21 protein-coding genes and 2 tRNA genes are annotated in these 14945 nt (G+C 57.2%); 17 read left to right on the top strand and 6 right to left on the bottom strand.

Annotation, left to right across the window (positions count from 1 at the left end):
* Window positions 1-87: 87 nt before the first annotated feature.
* Window positions 88-339 (top strand): hypothetical protein, encoded by a 252-nt coding sequence (locus RI101_11185; GenBank protein ID MEC4890614.1) that lies wholly within the window; start codon window positions 88-90, stop codon window positions 337-339.
* Between the two features lie 149 nt (window positions 340-488).
* Here the strand turns inward: RI101_11185 and thrH are convergent, their stop codons facing one another.
* On the bottom strand, window positions 489-1106 hold the full coding sequence (gene thrH / locus RI101_11190) for a bifunctional phosphoserine phosphatase/homoserine phosphotransferase ThrH (protein MEC4890615.1): 618 nt from the start codon (window positions 1104-1106) through the stop codon (window positions 489-491).
* An 81-nt stretch (window positions 1107-1187) separates the two neighbouring features.
* Entirely contained in the window at window positions 1188-1997 is an 810-nt protein-coding gene (locus RI101_11195; GenBank protein ID MEC4890616.1) for a YkgJ family cysteine cluster protein, read from the bottom strand.
* 242 nt (window positions 1998-2239) lie between these two features.
* On the opposite strand from RI101_11195, the gene RI101_11200 reads away from it, so the two are divergent.
* Window positions 2240-2626, top strand: coding sequence for a hypothetical protein (locus RI101_11200; GenBank protein ID MEC4890617.1), 387 nt, complete (start codon window positions 2240-2242; stop codon window positions 2624-2626).
* Window positions 2627-2649: 23 nt separating this feature from the next.
* Here RI101_11200 and RI101_11205 read toward each other — a convergent pair whose 3' ends face one another.
* Window positions 2650-3465 (bottom strand): YdcF family protein, encoded by an 816-nt coding sequence (locus RI101_11205; protein ID MEC4890618.1) that lies wholly within the window; start codon window positions 3463-3465, stop codon window positions 2650-2652.
* Window positions 3466-3537: 72 nt separating this feature from the next.
* Between RI101_11205 and RI101_11210 the strand changes: the two genes are divergently transcribed.
* Window positions 3538-4011 carry an EVE domain-containing protein gene (locus RI101_11210; protein MEC4890619.1) on the top strand — a complete coding sequence of 158 codons (474 nt, stop codon included), beginning with the start codon at window positions 3538-3540 and terminating at the stop codon, window positions 4009-4011.
* 21 nt (window positions 4012-4032) lie between these two features.
* Here RI101_11210 and RI101_11215 read toward each other — a convergent pair whose 3' ends face one another.
* On the bottom strand, window positions 4033-4284 hold the full coding sequence (locus tag RI101_11215; GenBank protein ID MEC4890620.1) for an ImmA/IrrE family metallo-endopeptidase: 252 nt from the start codon (window positions 4282-4284) through the stop codon (window positions 4033-4035).
* Window positions 4285-4529: 245 nt separating this feature from the next.
* Between RI101_11215 and ricT the strand changes: the two genes are divergently transcribed.
* From ricT to RI101_11285, 14 genes are all read left to right on the top strand, one after another.
* On the top strand, window positions 4530-5285 hold the full coding sequence (gene ricT, locus RI101_11220; protein ID MEC4890621.1) for a regulatory iron-sulfur-containing complex subunit RicT: 756 nt from the start codon (window positions 4530-4532) through the stop codon (window positions 5283-5285).
* Window positions 5286-5482: 197 nt separating this feature from the next.
* The gene (locus tag RI101_11225; GenBank protein MEC4890622.1) at window positions 5483-6001 is read left to right on the top strand and encodes a DUF1264 domain-containing protein; all 519 of its coding nucleotides are present in this window, start codon (window positions 5483-5485) and stop codon (window positions 5999-6001) included.
* 91 nt (window positions 6002-6092) lie between these two features.
* The gene (locus tag RI101_11230) at window positions 6093-6545 is read left to right on the top strand and encodes a c-type cytochrome (GenBank protein MEC4890623.1); all 453 of its coding nucleotides are present in this window, start codon (window positions 6093-6095) and stop codon (window positions 6543-6545) included.
* A 3-nt stretch (window positions 6546-6548) separates the two neighbouring features.
* Window positions 6549-7556, top strand: a complete 1008-nt coding sequence (locus tag RI101_11235) for a hypothetical protein (protein ID MEC4890624.1) — start codon at window positions 6549-6551, stop codon at window positions 7554-7556.
* A gap of 120 nt (window positions 7557-7676) precedes the next feature.
* Window positions 7677-8012 carry a type II toxin-antitoxin system RelE/ParE family toxin gene (locus RI101_11240; protein ID MEC4890625.1) on the top strand — a complete coding sequence of 112 codons (336 nt, stop codon included), beginning with the start codon at window positions 7677-7679 and terminating at the stop codon, window positions 8010-8012.
* Window positions 8012-8368, top strand: coding sequence for a helix-turn-helix transcriptional regulator (locus RI101_11245; protein MEC4890626.1), 357 nt, complete (start codon window positions 8012-8014; stop codon window positions 8366-8368). Before RI101_11240 ends, RI101_11245 begins: the two co-directional genes overlap by 1 nt.
* A 1334-nt stretch (window positions 8369-9702) precedes the next feature.
* Window positions 9703-10392, top strand: a complete 690-nt coding sequence (locus RI101_11250) for a hypothetical protein (GenBank protein ID MEC4890627.1) — start codon at window positions 9703-9705, stop codon at window positions 10390-10392.
* A 127-nt stretch (window positions 10393-10519) separates the two neighbouring features.
* Window positions 10520-10735 (top strand): helix-turn-helix domain-containing protein, encoded by a 216-nt coding sequence (locus tag RI101_11255; protein ID MEC4890628.1) that lies wholly within the window; start codon window positions 10520-10522, stop codon window positions 10733-10735.
* A gap of 170 nt (window positions 10736-10905) precedes the next feature.
* A complete protein-coding gene (locus tag RI101_11260) occupies window positions 10906-11190 on the top strand; it encodes a hypothetical protein (GenBank protein ID MEC4890629.1) in 285 nt (94 codons plus the stop codon).
* Window positions 11181-12557 (top strand): hypothetical protein, encoded by a 1377-nt coding sequence (locus RI101_11265; GenBank protein ID MEC4890630.1) that lies wholly within the window; start codon window positions 11181-11183, stop codon window positions 12555-12557. Before RI101_11260 ends, RI101_11265 begins: the two co-directional genes overlap by 10 nt.
* A 54-nt stretch (window positions 12558-12611) precedes the next feature.
* A complete protein-coding gene (locus tag RI101_11270; GenBank protein MEC4890631.1) occupies window positions 12612-12842 on the top strand; it encodes a hypothetical protein in 231 nt (76 codons plus the stop codon).
* A 281-nt stretch (window positions 12843-13123) separates the two neighbouring features.
* A complete protein-coding gene (locus tag RI101_11275) occupies window positions 13124-13315 on the top strand; it encodes a helix-turn-helix domain-containing protein (protein ID MEC4890632.1) in 192 nt (63 codons plus the stop codon).
* A 44-nt stretch (window positions 13316-13359) separates the two neighbouring features.
* Window positions 13360-13566: a helix-turn-helix transcriptional regulator gene (locus RI101_11280; protein ID MEC4890633.1), complete on the top strand. Its 207-nt coding sequence runs from the start codon at window positions 13360-13362 to the stop codon at window positions 13564-13566.
* A 4-nt stretch (window positions 13567-13570) separates the two neighbouring features.
* Window positions 13571-14689 (top strand): tyrosine-type recombinase/integrase, encoded by a 1119-nt coding sequence (locus RI101_11285; protein ID MEC4890634.1) that lies wholly within the window; start codon window positions 13571-13573, stop codon window positions 14687-14689.
* Window positions 14690-14694: 5 nt separating this feature from the next.
* On the opposite strand, the gene RI101_11290 is transcribed toward RI101_11285, so the two are convergent.
* Together RI101_11290 and RI101_11295 are read right to left on the bottom strand one after the other, a co-directional pair.
* Window positions 14695-14770: transfer RNA gene (locus tag RI101_11290), tRNA-Lys, on the bottom strand.
* A gap of 58 nt (window positions 14771-14828) precedes the next feature.
* Window positions 14829-14905: transfer RNA gene (locus RI101_11295), tRNA-Arg, on the bottom strand.
* Window positions 14906-14945: the final 40 nt, after the last annotated feature.

Raw genomic sequence — 14945 nt, forward strand, 5'->3', positions numbered from 1 at the left:
CTTTCCGTGCGGGGCCGCTGAAGTCGAGTTTATTGCAATGCGCTTGAGTAAGTCATTGAGGACACCGTCAAGGTTGCTGACCACGTCATGGTTCTGATAGCGAACGACTTGCAGCCCGAGCGACTCAAGATAGCGATCGCGCTGCTGATCTTTTTGAATCTGCTCGGCATCGGCATGATTGTCCCCGTCGATTTCGATGACGAGCGCCTGTTCTGGGCAGAAGAAGTCTACAATGTATGGGCCAATCCCATGCTGACGTCGGAACTTGAGCCCCTGAACTTGTCGTGCCCGCAGCTTCCACCATACCTGCTGCTCTGGACCGGTCATGGTAGAGCGTAGTTTTCGCTTGAGGCCAAGATAGTCTGCTTGTCCGCGTTTGGCTCTCGGCATGACGCATTACCTCTCGGTCTTCTCTACCCCTCCTATCCTCCCCTTACAAAGGGGAGGTATTTCCTGAAAACTAATCGCTGAAGGCTGATGGATGACAGCTACTTTAGATTCCCCGCCTTGGCAAACCGCTCCTGAAGCTCCTGGTAGGTCTGTGTCACCGGGAATTGCGGGAATTCTTTGGGCAGATGATCGGGCGGTCTGAAGAAGAAGCCGGCGTCGGCTTCGCCGAGCATGGCGGTGTCGTTGTACGCGTCGCCCGCGGCCATGGTGAAGAAGTTCAGGCTCTTGAAGGCGGCGACGGAATGTTTCTTCTGATTCGGCATCCGCATATGGTGGGCGAGAATGTTCCCGCTGCCGTTGATTTCGAGCTGATTGCAGAACAAGGTGGGATAGCCCAGCTGGCGCATGAGCGGCAGGGCGAATTGATAGAAGGTGTCGGAGAGAATGATGACCTGGCAGCGCTCGCGCAGCCAGGTGACGAACTCCGGCGCGCCTTCCAGCGGGCCCATCTTTCCGATGACGTCCTGGATGTCGGCAATGGTCAGCTTGTGCTCGTCAAGAATGGCCAGCCGGCGCTTCATCAGCTTGTCGTAGTCCGGCATTTCACGCGTGGTGATTTTCAGTTCTTCGATGCCGGTCTTCAGCGCGACGTTGATCCAGATTTCCGGCACGAGCACGCCTTCCAGGTCCAAACAGGCAATGACAGGCTTCTGCATGTTGTCTCCCTCTGTTGCGAGTTGAAAAATGTCTGGCAAGTGGCGAGGGGCACGAGGCTAGGGGTGAGGAGCGTGTTCCGACTATTTGCCATCGGCCCCTTGCCTCTCGCCTCGTGCTTCTTGCCCTTGTTGAAAGGCCTGGCTCAGAAACCGCCAGACTTTGTCGAGCGCGCGGTCGAGCAGCTGGGTGCCCTGCCAGCGGGGCTGATTCTCTTCGTGATGGCGTTCGGCCCAGTCCAATGCCGTTGCCAGGGGAATGAGCCGTGGCGGCGTGCCGGTCAACTCGCCCCATAGCAGGCTCAGGGCCGGCCCGATCCGCACCGGGACCGGGATGGGTTGAACCGCATTCGCCACGAGGTCTTGGCACCATTCGGCCGGTGAGGTGACCAGGAGCTCACGGCAGGCGGCCGGCCGCTGCTCATAGATGGAGCAGACTTCCTGCTCCAGAAATGGGCAGGGCAGCTTGAGCGCGTAGTAGGCCCGATTGACCGGCTCCAGCGCGGCGTCATCCGGCGGGTTGGCCGATTCTCCCATTGCCAGCAAGTCGTTCCAGAGTCCCTGGGCCAGCAGCGCCGTCCTGGTGATGGCCAATCGCTGTGTGAGGCGCGCGCGTTCCTCGTCCGGCAAGGTGTGCACATAGGCGCGGAGGGCAAAGGCTTCCGGAGCCGAGACGGGCACGAGCATGCGGCAGCAGGCGGCACAGCCTTTTTTGCAGGAGATCGTGCTCCCGGCCGCGATGAGCTGCTGTTCTTCCAGCCCCTGCGCTTCTTCTCCCAACCGGCGCATCAACGGCACAATGGCCGAAACCGGCACGAAGCCGGTCGGGACCTCGACGGTGCTGGTGAGCCGTCCGGCTGGTGTGTTCAGGGCAATGTCGTATTGTTCGGTCATCGTACTTCGTACTCAGGCCAGGGGTGCGGGGCACGTGGCTAGAGAGGATAACACCTGCTGGATTGCATTCGGCCGTATTCTATCTCCGAGCTCTCGCCTCGCGCCCCTGGCCTCTTGCCAGCAGGGACCGCTCGCCGCGCATTAGCGGCATCATAGAGAACCGTTTGCGCGATGGTCAACCGACGGGCTCTCTTGCCCCGGCCATCCGGAATCCCGATAATGCGGCAGGGGGAAGGCGAACCATGTTGTCGGGTCATGTGATCGGACTCTTGAAAGAGTACATGCGGGATCTCGTGGAGCAGGCCAGGCAAGAGACGCAGGCGCAGGCGCGCTTTGGCTTTGCGACAACCGCCTATCGGCCGGACCAGGCGCTATCGGATTTGTTGGCGCTGCTCGACGACCGGATCGAGTCGGAAGGCGTGCAGGTGGGATTGCCGGACGGGTTTCTCCACGATATGTGGACGTTGTGCAATGAGGCCGGTGCGTACGTGACGGATCGTGTGTATGTGGAGGCGAACGTCGATTCCGAATCCAGCAGCACAGCCAGAACCAGGGAATTGACGTACCGCGCCTTGCTGGAATTCATCGAAGCGGGGGGCCGTGCGCCGTCGCTGGGAGGGGCCGCGTGATGAGCCGGTTGGCGACGAGGCGCTTATAGTTTGCCTGCCAGCCGGTACAGGATCATGCCGGCCGTTTCCTCCGCCACTTCGGTTGTGCGTTGCAAGGCCCAGCTTGCCGGCAGGAGATCGAAGAGCGTGAGATCTTTCCAGGCGTCCATCACCCGGTGTTTGGCATGAAATCCACAGGCGTAGGGTGTGACGTGAAATCCCTGCTTTTCGAAGAGGGCGGTGGCGCGCCACAGGTGGCCGGCTGAGCTGACGAGCAGGATCGAGGCCTGTTCGCCGAGCAGCCGTTTGGTGCCCAGCGCATTTTCATAGGTGGTTCTGGCGTGATCATCGGTGAGGATGGCCGGTGCCGGGACCCCAAGCCGGATGGCCCACTCTTTCATGGTAGCGGGCTCCGTAGGGCCGGACCCGAAGAGACTGAGATCTCCGCCCGTGATGAGGAAGGCCGGTGCGAGCCCCTGGTGGAATAGGTCGGCGCCGCAGATGGTGCGCAGCCGCGACTCCGGCGAAAGCTCAATCGATGGCCGAAGCGTGCCTTTGTCGTGAATCCCCCCGCCGAGCACTACGATGGCCTGCGCAGGGGGAGCAGAGGGGCCGGGTTGATTCACGGGCCAGCTTTCGAGCAGGCTCGTGAGGGGTTTGGCCACGAGGGGGGTCGTGGTGAACAGCAGGGTGAGGCAGGTCATGGTCGCGGCCAGGCGGATGTGGCGCTGACGCGCCGGTGTGGCCGGGAGCCAGGCGAGGATGAGGGTGAGGCCGGCCAAGCCAACGACCCAGGTCAAGGGGTACACGCCGTACTTGACGAGTTTGTAGAGGACGAAGAAGAATGGGGTGAGTTCCATAGAGGCTCCGTGTGATTAGGGCCGGTGGCCCAGCATATCTATCAGACGTCTAGTCAAGGGAGGACAGCTCGCATGGCTCCATCTCGGCGCTATTGGCTGATGAAATCGGAACCGTCGGTCTTTTCGATTGACGATCTGGCGCGCGGCCCCAATCGCAGCACCTGTTGGGACGGCGTGCGGAACTATCAGGCCAGAAATTATATGCGGGCCATGCAGGAGGGCGATCAGGTGCTGTTTTATCACAGCAATGCCACGCCTCCCGCGATTGTGGGAATAGCGGAAGTCATCAATACGGTCTATCCGGACCCGACTCAGTTTGAACGGTCGAACCAGCATTTCGATCCCAAGAGCGATCCCTTGAAGCCCCGTTGGGACATGGTCGAGATTCGGCATGTCCGGACATTCGCTGAGCCTCTCTCTCTGACGCGTTTGCGGGACGAGCCGGCGCTCAAAGGGATGGTGCTGCTCCAGAAGGGATCGCGGCTGTCCGTTCAGCCGGTGGCCGAAAAGGAATGGCGTCATATTCTGAACATGGCTGGGGCGTGACCCGGATCTGACAACCGCCTGTCAGTTGCGGGCTTTTCCTTCATCGAGATACCGGTGCTGCCAGTCCAGCCAGGCATGTCCGAGTTCATGGGCGAGAATATAGCGGCGCCGTGTCACCGGGAGACGTTTGCGAATATAAATCGTCTTGGTTTCCTCGTCCCAGATCCCATCAGAATTGGAATCCTGCTTATCCATTTCGGCGTCCGTGAGTTGGCGGACCGAAATGCGATAGCCGAACGGAAGAATAACTCGAGTCGGGATTCGCGTAATCACAACCTGCTCCATCCAATATGGTGGCGGATGCCCCGGTGACCTGCTCAAATCAGGGGGACGCCCCACCCTCTTTCGTATCCTGCCGTTACAGTACCATAAAGCCGTTGCGGAGTGCCTGTCTAGTTATTGCTTATATATCAATGCTCTATGAGTGTTTTTGATGATCGTTTCAGGAACGGGAGGAGGGCAAGAGGGGGCTGGTCTACGGTTCCCCTTCGGAGGGATTTCGTGTATTATGCCGCGTCATGGATCAGGCCATTATTGAAGAATTGTCAAAGGGATATCCCCACTCGGTCAGGCTGACCGAGGTCAAGGTGCGCGATCGCGGGGAAGTCAAGAAGCTCGATGCCGGAGAGTTGCCGCTGCATGTCGGCGACCGGGTCTTGCTCGAAGTGGATGGCGAAGTGACGTATGGGGTGGTCTATGCCGAGCCCTATCGCACGCCGTTCATTCCGCCGATGCGTGTCTTGAAACCTATCCTGCGCAAAGCCAGTTCGGAGGATGCGGCGCTGATTGCCCGGCTTGAGCGGCTGTCACACGAGGCCACCAGCTATTGTCGGGCGAAAGCCTCGGAGTTCAAACTCCGTCTGAAACTGGTTGAAGTGTTCGGCGCGCTGCAGCGGCGGCAGCTCACGTTTGTCTACACGGCCGACGATCGCATCGATTTCCGCGAGCTCGTGCGGGACCTGGCCCGGCGCTTTGGCGGCCGCATCGAAATGCGGCAGGTCGGTGTGCGTGAAGAAGCGCGGCGGCTTGGGGGCATCGATACCTGCGGGCTGGTCCTCTGCTGCGCGAGTTTTCTCACCGAAGTGAAGCCCGTGACGGTGAAGCAAGCCAGAACACTGGGCCTGCAAGTGGAAGACCCCCGGTTGCTCGGTGTCTGCGGGCGGCTCAAATGCTGCCTCATGTTTGAAATGATGGATGCGCAGGGCAATATCCCGCAGTCCGCGCAGAAGCTGATCACACCCACCAAGTCCAATCCCTCAACGATTACGTCCTAGATGCCGGTTTCTCCGAGTCATGCGAGAGCCGGAGTGAGCATGTGCTCTGCTCGTCTTGCCGAAGGGCATGGGCCGGTGAAACTTCCTGAATCGTTTTTCCTAGGGGCGACTCTAAGTAAATGGTATTTTATGCTGGCACCTCGGGCCTGCTGGTTCGGGGCGATGGTTTAACCATAATAATCAGGAGGTTGCGTGTGATGAAAAAAGGACTGCTTGCCATCATGGCGGTGGCTGCAATTGGATGTTCGGGGATCGCGCCCCAGAAGGCCGTCAGCGGGGAGCCGAAGTCCCCCGTCGAAGGGTTCGATATTCACGTGCAAGCGCCGCACATGATGCCGGATGGCACGCCGGGCGGCCCTTTCCATCATTATTGCAAAGGTATTTCGGATCAGATTTTCCAATGTTTGCTCTTCGAATCCACCGAGCCGAAAGCCAAGCTGGTCGCCATTGAGTATTTCGTCGCGAAGGATCTGACCCGCAAGCTGCCGGCCATTCAATGGCATCGGCATTTCCACGATCACAAGGTGGAAATTGCCACGGGCCGCGTGCAGATTCTGGACATGCCCGCGGACCAGGCTGCGAAGGTGGCGGAAGTCGCGGCAGGGACGGACGGCGTGATCTATCATCTCTGGCAGCATGGGCAGGAATTCCCGGATGGGACGGTGACCTTCCCGCAATCGCTCGGCCATAAGTTCCCTGGGCACTCTGACAAGTAGACCGCATGAAACCGGCCGGTCCGTTCCACGAAGGAACGGGCCGGCCCGTGTCTCAATCACGCAGAGAGCAACGAGTTCAGGAGGCTGGCGCATGCGTCTGCCACGGGTGTATTGGAACGCGGTTGCGGTGCTGTTCTTGGCGGCCGGCCAGTGGAACGCACCGGTGTTCGGCGCCGACGAAGCCGTGCTGCGGCCTCGTGTGCCGGCCGATAAGATTGAAGAAGCGCGGACCTGGACGAATCCCTTTCCGGCCACCGAGGAGCATGTCGAGCAGGGCAAGACCTTGTTCCAGGGGAAGGCCTTTTGCGTGACCTGCCATGGGCGCGATGGAAAAGGGCTGGGAGATATCGAGGGGCTGCGCGGCAAGCTCCCGCGCAATTTCACCGACAAGGTGTGGCAAGCGGCCCGAACCGATGGGGAGTTGTTCTGGATTCTCAAGAACGGGAGCCCCGGGACGGATATGGCGTCGTTTGTCCCGCTGATCCTCACCGAAGAAGAAGCCTGGCACGTCTTGCTCTACGTGCGGTCGTTTAGCCGTCCATAAGGCATGCGACAATCGGCGCGGCCATGGGCCGCCATCGCGCTGGCAGCCGTTCTCGGGTTCCCGTCCATTCCCGCCTGCGCCGAGTCCGATTGGTCGGCCATCGCCGGGAGCCGGATGACCTACACCGACGACGTCTTCCAGTTCTCTGCCTCACGCCGCCAAAAGTTCAGCGAAGATCCGAGTCAGCCGACCGTCGTTCCCACGGAAAAGAAAGCGGACGTCGTCTGGGACCCTTCGCTGGAAGTCGTTCGGACGTCGGCGAACGCCCTCGGCATCAATCAGATTTCCGCCAAAGCGCACGGCTTTATCTATACGGACAACCCTGTTTTCAACCATGCCGACTACCGGCTTCAGATGAAGCAAGGGCTCTCGCCTGACACGACGGTCCTGGTTCGCTACCGCTATGTGCCGAATATGTTTCTGGGGCCAAACTTCGAGCGGAGAACCGGCACGCGATCGATCCAGGACGAACGGGTGACGTCGCATACCGGGCGGATCGAATGGGAGCAGAAGCTCGGCGCCCGGTGGGTGGTCAGCCTGATCGGGCGCGGCGGGCTTCGGCTCTATAACGAGGCGTTTGCCGAGCGGGATACGCAATTCTGGGCGGCCGGTCCCCATATCTCCTATGTGCTGTTCGACCGGGTGACGGCGTCGCTGGGGTATCTCTTTGAGCGCGGGTATGCGGACGGGGCCGGGGATCTCCGCTTCAATGACGATGTGTCCTATCGGCAGCATGTCGCATCGGCTGGTGTCGATGCCGGTCTGACGGAGCATCTGTCTCTCCATCTCCTCTATCTCTATCGCCGGAAAGATTTCACCAGCGAGTTGGCCGGCGACACCCACCTCAATCGGCACGACGATACGCATCAGGGCGCAGCGGAGCTTCAATACCGTATGACCTCGGCGGCGCTGCTGACGGTGGGCGTGCAGCGCACCCAGCGTGTCTCCACGAGCGAGACGCGGAGTTTCCAGGATATGCAGGTGTCGATCGGCGGACAGTACCGATTCTAGCGGCGTGGCAGTGGGATGAGAGGCCCGGGGGATCTGCTACATGATTTCCTGCTCATAGGCGGTCGTGGCTTGCGGATATGCCAAATCTAGCATATCATGTGAGCCATGCGAGGGGCTCACATGAAGCCGGTGCATTTTGTCGGATCTTCGCGGGAGGATCTCCGGGATCTTCCCGACGAAGCCAGAGAGACGGCTGGGCATCAGCTCTTCAAGGTGCAACAGGGGAAAGAGCCGGATGATTGGAAGCCGATGCCAACGGTTGGGAGTGGCGTCAATGAGATCCGAGTACAGGATGAGAGTGGGGCCTATCGAGTGCTCTACCTGGCGAAGTTTGAAGAAGCCATTTATGTGCTGCATGTCTTCGAGAAACGATCTCAGAAGACCCCGAAAGGCGACATTCAGTTAGCCAAAGGGCGCTATGCTGATTTGTTGAAGTGGAGGAAGGAGCAAGGTTAATGACACGCGCAACCGTGACCAAAGGCAGCGGGAATGTGTTCAGGGATTTGGGGTTCTCCGAAGAAAAATCCGCCGAACTGATTTTGAAAAGCAGTCTGCTGCAAGCGCTGCAAGAAACGATAAAAGAGCGGGGGTGGAAGCAAGTCGAGGCAGCGGCGCAGTTGGGGATAGACCAAGCCAAGGTGTCAAAATTGTTGGCCGGGCAGATGGCGGGATTTTCCATTGAACGGCTGGTTCATTTTCTCTCGCTGCTGGGGCAGGATGTCGAAGTCACAGTCCGAAAGGCTTCACGAGGGCAGCGACGCGGGACCGTACGGATGAAGATTGCCAAGAAGTTAGAAAGGGTTGCTGGGTAATACGAGGAATTTTGCTCAATCAACAGTATTCGTCGCGCTCTCCTGTCCCTTTGCCGATCATGTTTGTTTGAAAGAAATATGGCGAAAACTTTCAAAGCGAGTTGGGCTTTGAAAGATCTTCTTCAGTATAGGTTCCAGGGGGAGAAGCAATCGGAAAGTCACAGGAAATATTTTCTGTGACCCTCTACAGGGTGTCTACACCGCTCGGTGTCGGGAAAGAGGGGAGTTGTAAGTGCTTGTTTTTGGTGGGCCGTGTAGGGGTCGAACCTACGGCCCGCTGATTAAGAGTGCTGCTTGTGGGGGTTGCTCAAGTCCTTGACGATTTGGGCAATCCCCGCTCTCCTCTAGGCGAATCGCAGCTTGTCCACTTGTCCCACCTTGTCCCTATTCATCGCACTTCAACCTGTTTTGTCGCTTCCGCTAACACTGGAATAACACCTCCCCCCGTCATCGGCACACACCCACCCATCAAGGGGCATGAGACTCATAAGCCTTGTGCGCCACGGGGACAAAAGGGACCGTATTGCCCCAACATCAAGGGCCAAGTATAATTTTAACCTCTTTGCTTTGGTTACAGAATGAAGAGGAATAAATGCGCGGATGGTGTGGCTTTGTAGGGGTAATAATCGTTGTAGCTTTTTCTGGATGCGGGATGGCTGCTATCAATGACGGCATTAAGCAATATCATCGAGCCTCCGTCAATGTGAGCTTGGGGGACTCGAAAGAGAAGGTGTTGTCCGTTTTGCTAGTCACCCAGGAAGGCCTTCCAGCAGCTCAGAGGAGGCCACCTGAATCGTTTCGTAAGGACGGTGTACAAACAGATATTTATTACTTCAGAACGGGACCGTGGGCAGGGAATCAGGTCACCGATGATATGTTCACGCCATATGTTTTTGTCGATGGCAAACTTACATCCATTGGCTGGACAGCTTTGGGTGGCCCCAAGACGGTTTATAGGCCACCCTCTCATCAAGAGACTGTGATTAACACTCCTTCTTCACCGACCACGACGACCTGTCAGCAGGGTCTAGCGGGAAGCGTGAACTGTTATTCATATTAACCGCACCCGTACTCAACCTTCTTGATTACATCATCCCCTGGCGGCTCCCTCCATTTTCTGAACCAAGACGCCCATTGAAGGTGTGTGCTGGTCGCAGACCGAGATTGTTGGACAAAGGAGCGGGTTTGGCAGCGTTGGCTTCACCATCGTGAAATGCTAGTCTATCGTGCAATAGTCTATACGGATGGGTTGGGGCTGGGGTATGCCAATCCACAAAAAGGAGTCAGTCAGAGAGTCCGTAGAAGACTGGTCTCCCCGTCGGTTCTACAATACTATGCGGAAGATCTTCCGACCTGTTCGTGAGAACCCAACCTGTCTCGTCGTGATTCCATTCCACTTGAATAGGCCATTGTTATCCAAAGAGTTTCGTGGGTGTGCTGAGCACTACATCACGGCTAGACGTAAAGAATACCTTGCTCGGCTTTTTAGCAGCCAACAAGGGAGGCGTCCTCAAAGCCCCAAATCAGAACAATGGCCAGACCTCGAAGGGCTGGGTCTCTCTCAAGAAGAATTTTGGAATTATGAGACGCCCCTAGCGCAATTGTACTTTGCTGAAACGAAACAAGCACAGGCGCAAGCCAGACGCCAGGCAAGAGGGCTTGCCCAACGTGGACCAATTCGTGCGCGTCAAATGCTGAAGAACGTTGTTCTGAAAACACCTCAAGCAAAGCGCCGCTTTTCTGGTCTTGAGCTTTTGAAGCTAGTTGAGTATCGAGCCGAAAGGCAATTCGTATGGGCATTTCTACGAAAAGAGTCAGAGATGCAGAAAAACGATATAAAGAAGTCGCTACGGGGCTCGACCACAGAAGACTTAGCTCGTGCCTATTGGTATCTTCGTTTGAGGCCTCAAGACATTGCCAATGGGCTTCGCTGTTCGTATCAAGCCGACAAAGACACCGCTGAAGAATTTGGGATCTCCGCCTCTGCCGTTCGCTCCCTCCTCAGTAAATCTTCCCGCCGATAATCTTCAGGCCCCCCAGGGTCTGCGGCAACTCTCAAAATAGACTGCCTCCAATCAGCTTCTGTAAAAAGTAAACAACAGCGCTCGATGTCGCGCAGTGTGCGTGTCGGGAAGCGTTAGGGGAGGCTGCATGCCAGATCAAGAAGACCAGTTGTTTACGAACGTGGAGGCTGCACATTTTCTGGGGCTGATGCCGGGCACCATTCGCAAGATGACATGGGCAGGCGAATTGCCAGCTGTGAGACCGACCGGCAAGAGAGCTGTTCGGTATCGTCGTTCTGACCTTGAGGCATTGTTGCGAATGCGAACCACGCCTATGGGCGGGAAACGTGGCGAGCGGCCATGACTGCGAATGATCTGTTGCGCCGTCTCGAAGTTGTTCGCCAACGTGGGACCGGTCGCTGGTCTGCACGATGTCCGGCGCATCCTGACAAATCCCCGTCCCTCTCCATACGCGAGTGTGATCGAGGGATTCTGATGCATTGCTTTAGCGGATGCACGATTGACGAGATCTGTGTGGCCCTTGATCTCAAAGTGTCCGATCTTTTCCAAGATGCGCCCGCCTCTCACACTGCCTACCGTGAACGAGTGCGGCGTACCCAGGAGCGAGAACGCAAGACACAACGCGATGAAGCGGACGGCTTCACCGTTGACGCCCTCCGAGAAGCGGATTACTTCGTCCAATCACGTCAAGGGCTCGACATTTCTGGATGGACGAACGACCGCCTCAACAACGAAATAGACGCGCTCGCCGAGGCGCATGCATTGCTATGGGCCGAGGAGCTTGCATCATGGATATGACGCTTGAAGATTCACGCAACCACTTTCGAACAGTCGTGCGGCGGGCGCAATCTGCCCTAGCTACTTTGCCCGATGAGATGCCGGACGTGTCCCCCACAGTACAGAGCGTTGCTGCTGGATGGCCGAGCCTCGACGATGCCGCCTTGCATGGCCTTGCTGGTGACGTTGTCCGGCTGATCGAACCGCACACAGAAGCCGACCCGGTTGCGTTGCTGGTGTCATTTCTCTCTGAGTTTGGAGCCATGCTCAACCGTGGGCCTAACTTGATCCTCGACGGCTCCTATCACCCCTTGCTCTTCTGGCCGGTGCTGGTCGGGCAATCATCGAAGAGTCGCAAAGGAACCGCCAGCCGACGGATTGAAACGGTTTTCACGCTTGCCGATGAGGGGTGGACCCGTGGCGAGTGTAAGGGGACACTCTCTAGCGGGGAAGGCCTTGCCTTTGCGGTGCGGGATGCGCAATTCAAAGAAGAGCCCGTGAAGCAGGGCGGGAAGCTAACTGGAGACATGCAGACGATCTGCATAGATAGCGGGGTCGAAGATAAACGGCTCTTTCTCGTTCAATCAGAGTTTGGCGCGGTGTTGAAGATCATGGCACGGGAAGGCAATTCCCTATCCGGTGTGCTTCGTGACGCCTGGGATGGATTGACGTTGGCTCCCATGACGAAGGCCAACCGAGTACGGGCTACGAATCCCCATATCGGCATCGTGGCCCATGTGACCCAAGATGAACTCTTGCGAAACCTGACGGATACGGAGACCGTCAACGGATTCGGGAATCGCTTTGTCTGGTTCGCGGTGCGCCGCTCGAAAGAACTCCCATTTCCTGGGAGCCCTTCAGAGTCCGACCTCTCAGCCGTTGCCACAACGCTCAGACGAGTCCTTCCCGTGGCCCGTGCCTGTGGAGAATTGACGCTCTCTGAGTCCGCCCGTGATGAATGGAAGAGCCTCTATCACGATCTCTCAGCGGATCGCCCTGGCATGGCGGGAGCCTTGCTCGGACGGGCAGAGGCCCAGGTGATGCGGCTCAGTGGACTCTATGCCGTCTTGGATGGATGCAGCGTCATTGATCGCATTCACCTCAAGGCCGCTCTAGCCCTCTGGCAGCATGGAGAAGCCTCAACCCGCATGATCTTCGGGGACTCCCTCGGTGATCCCGTGGCCGATACCATGTTCAAGGCGATACGTGTAAACGGCGAGCGGACAGACAGCGACCTCTCCGACCTCTTCAAACGGCACAAAACAGCAGCAGAACTAGAGCGAGCCAAAGGTGTCTTGATTCAGGCTGGGCTAGCCCATCCGGTGACCATAGAGACAGAGGGACGGTCCCGTATTGTCTGGCGTGCAGGTGCGAAAAAAGCGAATTAAGCGAAAGAAGGGGGCTTTTTTCGCTTTTCTCGCTTATTTCGCTCTAGGAGGCAGATGACCTATCTCGACAAGCTAAAGCAACTCACTCAGCGCCTTGATACCGACCGCGCTCTTCAATCTGGCGATTGGATCGAGTGGCAACGAGCCGACGACCTGACCCAGCAAATTGGCGAGGGTGATTTCATTCACGTCGATGATACTGGAACTCGATGGGCGTTCGGGAGCGTTGGGGAGAGCTGGGAGGCGGTGAACATGAAGTTCGTAACTGGGTCAGGCCATGAATAGCCAGAGTAAGACGGTGATTTCTTCTGCCACCGATACGTGGGTAGGTGAGCCGCAGTTGCGGGACTACCTCCAGATGAGTGCCAGCACCATACGCCGTCTACGGAAGCGTGGGCTGCCCTCTGTAGGGCGGGATCGATTGAGACGGTATCACCTGGCCACAGTCTTGATATGGCTGGCTGAACAGGCCTAGCGCAGTCAGAGCGAGTCAGGCTCTCTCATGTGGAGGGGGATGGGTCGGGCGAGGCGGAGAGAGAATGCCAAAAGGAAAGGAACTGCGATCAATGCCACGGCTTGTGTCGATTAAAGAAGCCGCCGTCTACACAGGGCTATCGCCCCATACGATGTATACGATGGTGAGCCAGCGCCGGATTCCCTTTGTGAAGCTGGGGCGGTTGGTTAAGTTCGATCTAGAGTTACTGGATAAGTGGATTCGGCAACAAACCGTGATGCCGATGCCGTCGAAACGAACCTGAGTTCTACTTGACAGACCGTTCCGTTATAGAGGAACATATTACCGATGCTACGGTTACGTGAAATTCGAGAAGGAAAGGGGGTGAGCTTACGGGCGCTCAAGAAAGCGTCCGGGGTCGCGGTGTCCTCATTGGCTTTGTTTGAAGCTGGGAAGGGGGACCCGCAATTGAGCACCTTGCGGAAGCTGGCAAAGGCGCTCAACGTGACCGTAGCAGAGTTGATCGGGGAACGGGCGCTCAAGAAAGGAGGCTGAGTCTATGGGACTCACGAAACGGAAGGATGGGTGGTACGTGGAGTTTCGTATCGCAGACGACGGCAATACGCTAACTCTCGCTCCTCCAGGTAGTGTGGGCAAGTTGAAGCGGTGGAAGGTTGGGTGTTCCAACAAGGCTGTAGCGAAGCAACAAGAGGCATTGATAAAAACAGAGCTGATGAAATGCGCAGTAAAGAGCCCCAAGGCTGTTTCCAAACCGTTTGAGCAATGGGGGGAGGAATACCTCAAACTTGAGGCGGTAAAGGTGCTCAGTACCTATAAGGACAGGGTGGATTCTGTGCGACAGCAACTCATCCCGTTCTTTGGGAAAAAGTCCCTGGCGGAGATTACTCCTGCTGATGTGGAGGCGTTTCGAGGGCAACGAGTGCTGTTACATCGGAAGAAGGCCCCCGCTATTGCAACGATTAATGCCGATCATGCAACGCTCAAACACATGTTCAGCATTGCTGAAAGGCGTGGCTTGGTGCTCAGTAATCCGGCCAAGAGAGTCCCATTACCTGACCCAGGCAATGAGAGGGACCGCGTATTGAGCGCTGAGGAATGGACTCGACTGTATAACGCCGCCGCCGACCACTTAAAGCCTATTCTCCTGATCGCCTACCAGCTTGGTATGCGTTGGGGGGAGATTATGAGCCTCACCTGGGATTGTGTGGATCTCCAGAGAGGTTTCCTGCGGATTCTAGGCGCTAAGTGTAAGACAGGCGAGGGAAGAACGATTCCCCTTACGCCAGAGGTAAGGGATATGTTCAATAAGTTGGCAAAGGTGCGCCATCTCAACACTAACCATGTTTTTCTCTACGAGGGGGAGCCGATTCAGCGGGTTAAACGGTCATTCATGACCGCCTGTAGGAATGCTGGCATGACGGACCTGCGCTTTCACGATCTTCGGCACTGTGCCGCAACCAATCTCAGGCGAGCTGGCGTGGATACAGTGACTGCTATGAAGATCGTGGGGCACAAGTCAGAGAAGATGCACCGCCGCTACAACACTGTCTCTGAAGAGGATTTAACGAAGGCTGCGGGGAAGCTGAACACGTATCTTTCTAACACCCTAATAACACCACCAGAATCATCCCACCAACTTACATCTGCAAGTGCTTGATTTTTTGGTGGGCCGTGTAGGGGTCGAACCTACGGCCCGCTGATTAAGAGTCAGCTGCTCTACCAACTGAGCTAACGGCCCACCTAGGTATGTACGGTGCGGAAATGTGCGGCGGTTATATCCCTTGCCTGCTTGCTGGTGGTGCGCCTGACAGGATTTGAACCTGTGGCCCTCAGCTCCGGAGGCTGATGCTCTATCCAGCTGAGCTACAGGCGCTCCCGCAAGCAAAGAGTGGCTACCATAGCACAGGAGAAAA

It is taken from the genome of Nitrospira sp. (assembly GCA_035968315.1).
Taxonomy (GTDB): Bacteria; Nitrospirota; Nitrospiria; order Nitrospirales; family Nitrospiraceae; genus Nitrospira_D.

Bases quoted from the DNA above. Each gene is read 5' to 3' on its own strand.
- RI101_11265 (MEC4890630.1), top strand. From the start codon at position 11,181: ATGGATATGACGCTTGAAGATTCACGCAACCACTTTCGAACAGTCGTG.
- RI101_11240 (MEC4890625.1), top strand. From the start codon at position 7,677: ATGAAGCCGGTGCATTTTGTCGGATCTTCGCGGGAGGATCTCCGGGAT.
- RI101_11245 (MEC4890626.1), top strand. From the start codon at position 8,012: ATGACACGCGCAACCGTGACCAAAGGCAGCGGGAATGTGTTCAGGGAT.
- RI101_11250 (MEC4890627.1), top strand. From the start codon at position 9,703: ATGCGGAAGATCTTCCGACCTGTTCGTGAGAACCCAACCTGTCTCGTC.
- RI101_11200 (MEC4890617.1), top strand. From the start codon at position 2,240: ATGTTGTCGGGTCATGTGATCGGACTCTTGAAAGAGTACATGCGGGAT.
- RI101_11235 (MEC4890624.1), top strand. From the start codon at position 6,549: ATGCGACAATCGGCGCGGCCATGGGCCGCCATCGCGCTGGCAGCCGTT.
- RI101_11280 (MEC4890633.1), top strand. From the start codon at position 13,360: ATGCTACGGTTACGTGAAATTCGAGAAGGAAAGGGGGTGAGCTTACGG.
- thrH (MEC4890615.1), bottom strand. From the start codon at position 1,106: ATGCAGAAGCCTGTCATTGCCTGTTTGGACCTGGAAGGCGTGCTCGTG.
- RI101_11285 (MEC4890634.1), top strand. From the start codon at position 13,571: ATGGGACTCACGAAACGGAAGGATGGGTGGTACGTGGAGTTTCGTATC.
- RI101_11230 (MEC4890623.1), top strand. From the start codon at position 6,093: ATGCGTCTGCCACGGGTGTATTGGAACGCGGTTGCGGTGCTGTTCTTG.
- RI101_11255 (MEC4890628.1), top strand. From the start codon at position 10,520: ATGCCAGATCAAGAAGACCAGTTGTTTACGAACGTGGAGGCTGCACAT.
- RI101_11275 (MEC4890632.1), top strand. From the start codon at position 13,124: ATGCCACGGCTTGTGTCGATTAAAGAAGCCGCCGTCTACACAGGGCTA.
- RI101_11195 (MEC4890616.1), bottom strand. From the start codon at position 1,997: ATGACCGAACAATACGACATTGCCCTGAACACACCAGCCGGACGGCTC.
- RI101_11225 (MEC4890622.1), top strand. From the start codon at position 5,483: ATGAAAAAAGGACTGCTTGCCATCATGGCGGTGGCTGCAATTGGATGT.
- RI101_11185 (MEC4890614.1), top strand. From the start codon at position 88: ATGGTTCTGATAGCGAACGACTTGCAGCCCGAGCGACTCAAGATAGCG.
- ricT (MEC4890621.1), top strand. From the start codon at position 4,530: ATGGATCAGGCCATTATTGAAGAATTGTCAAAGGGATATCCCCACTCG.
- RI101_11210 (MEC4890619.1), top strand. From the start codon at position 3,538: ATGGCTCCATCTCGGCGCTATTGGCTGATGAAATCGGAACCGTCGGTC.
- RI101_11270 (MEC4890631.1), top strand. From the start codon at position 12,612: ATGACCTATCTCGACAAGCTAAAGCAACTCACTCAGCGCCTTGATACC.
- RI101_11205 (MEC4890618.1), bottom strand. From the start codon at position 3,465: ATGGAACTCACCCCATTCTTCTTCGTCCTCTACAAACTCGTCAAGTAC.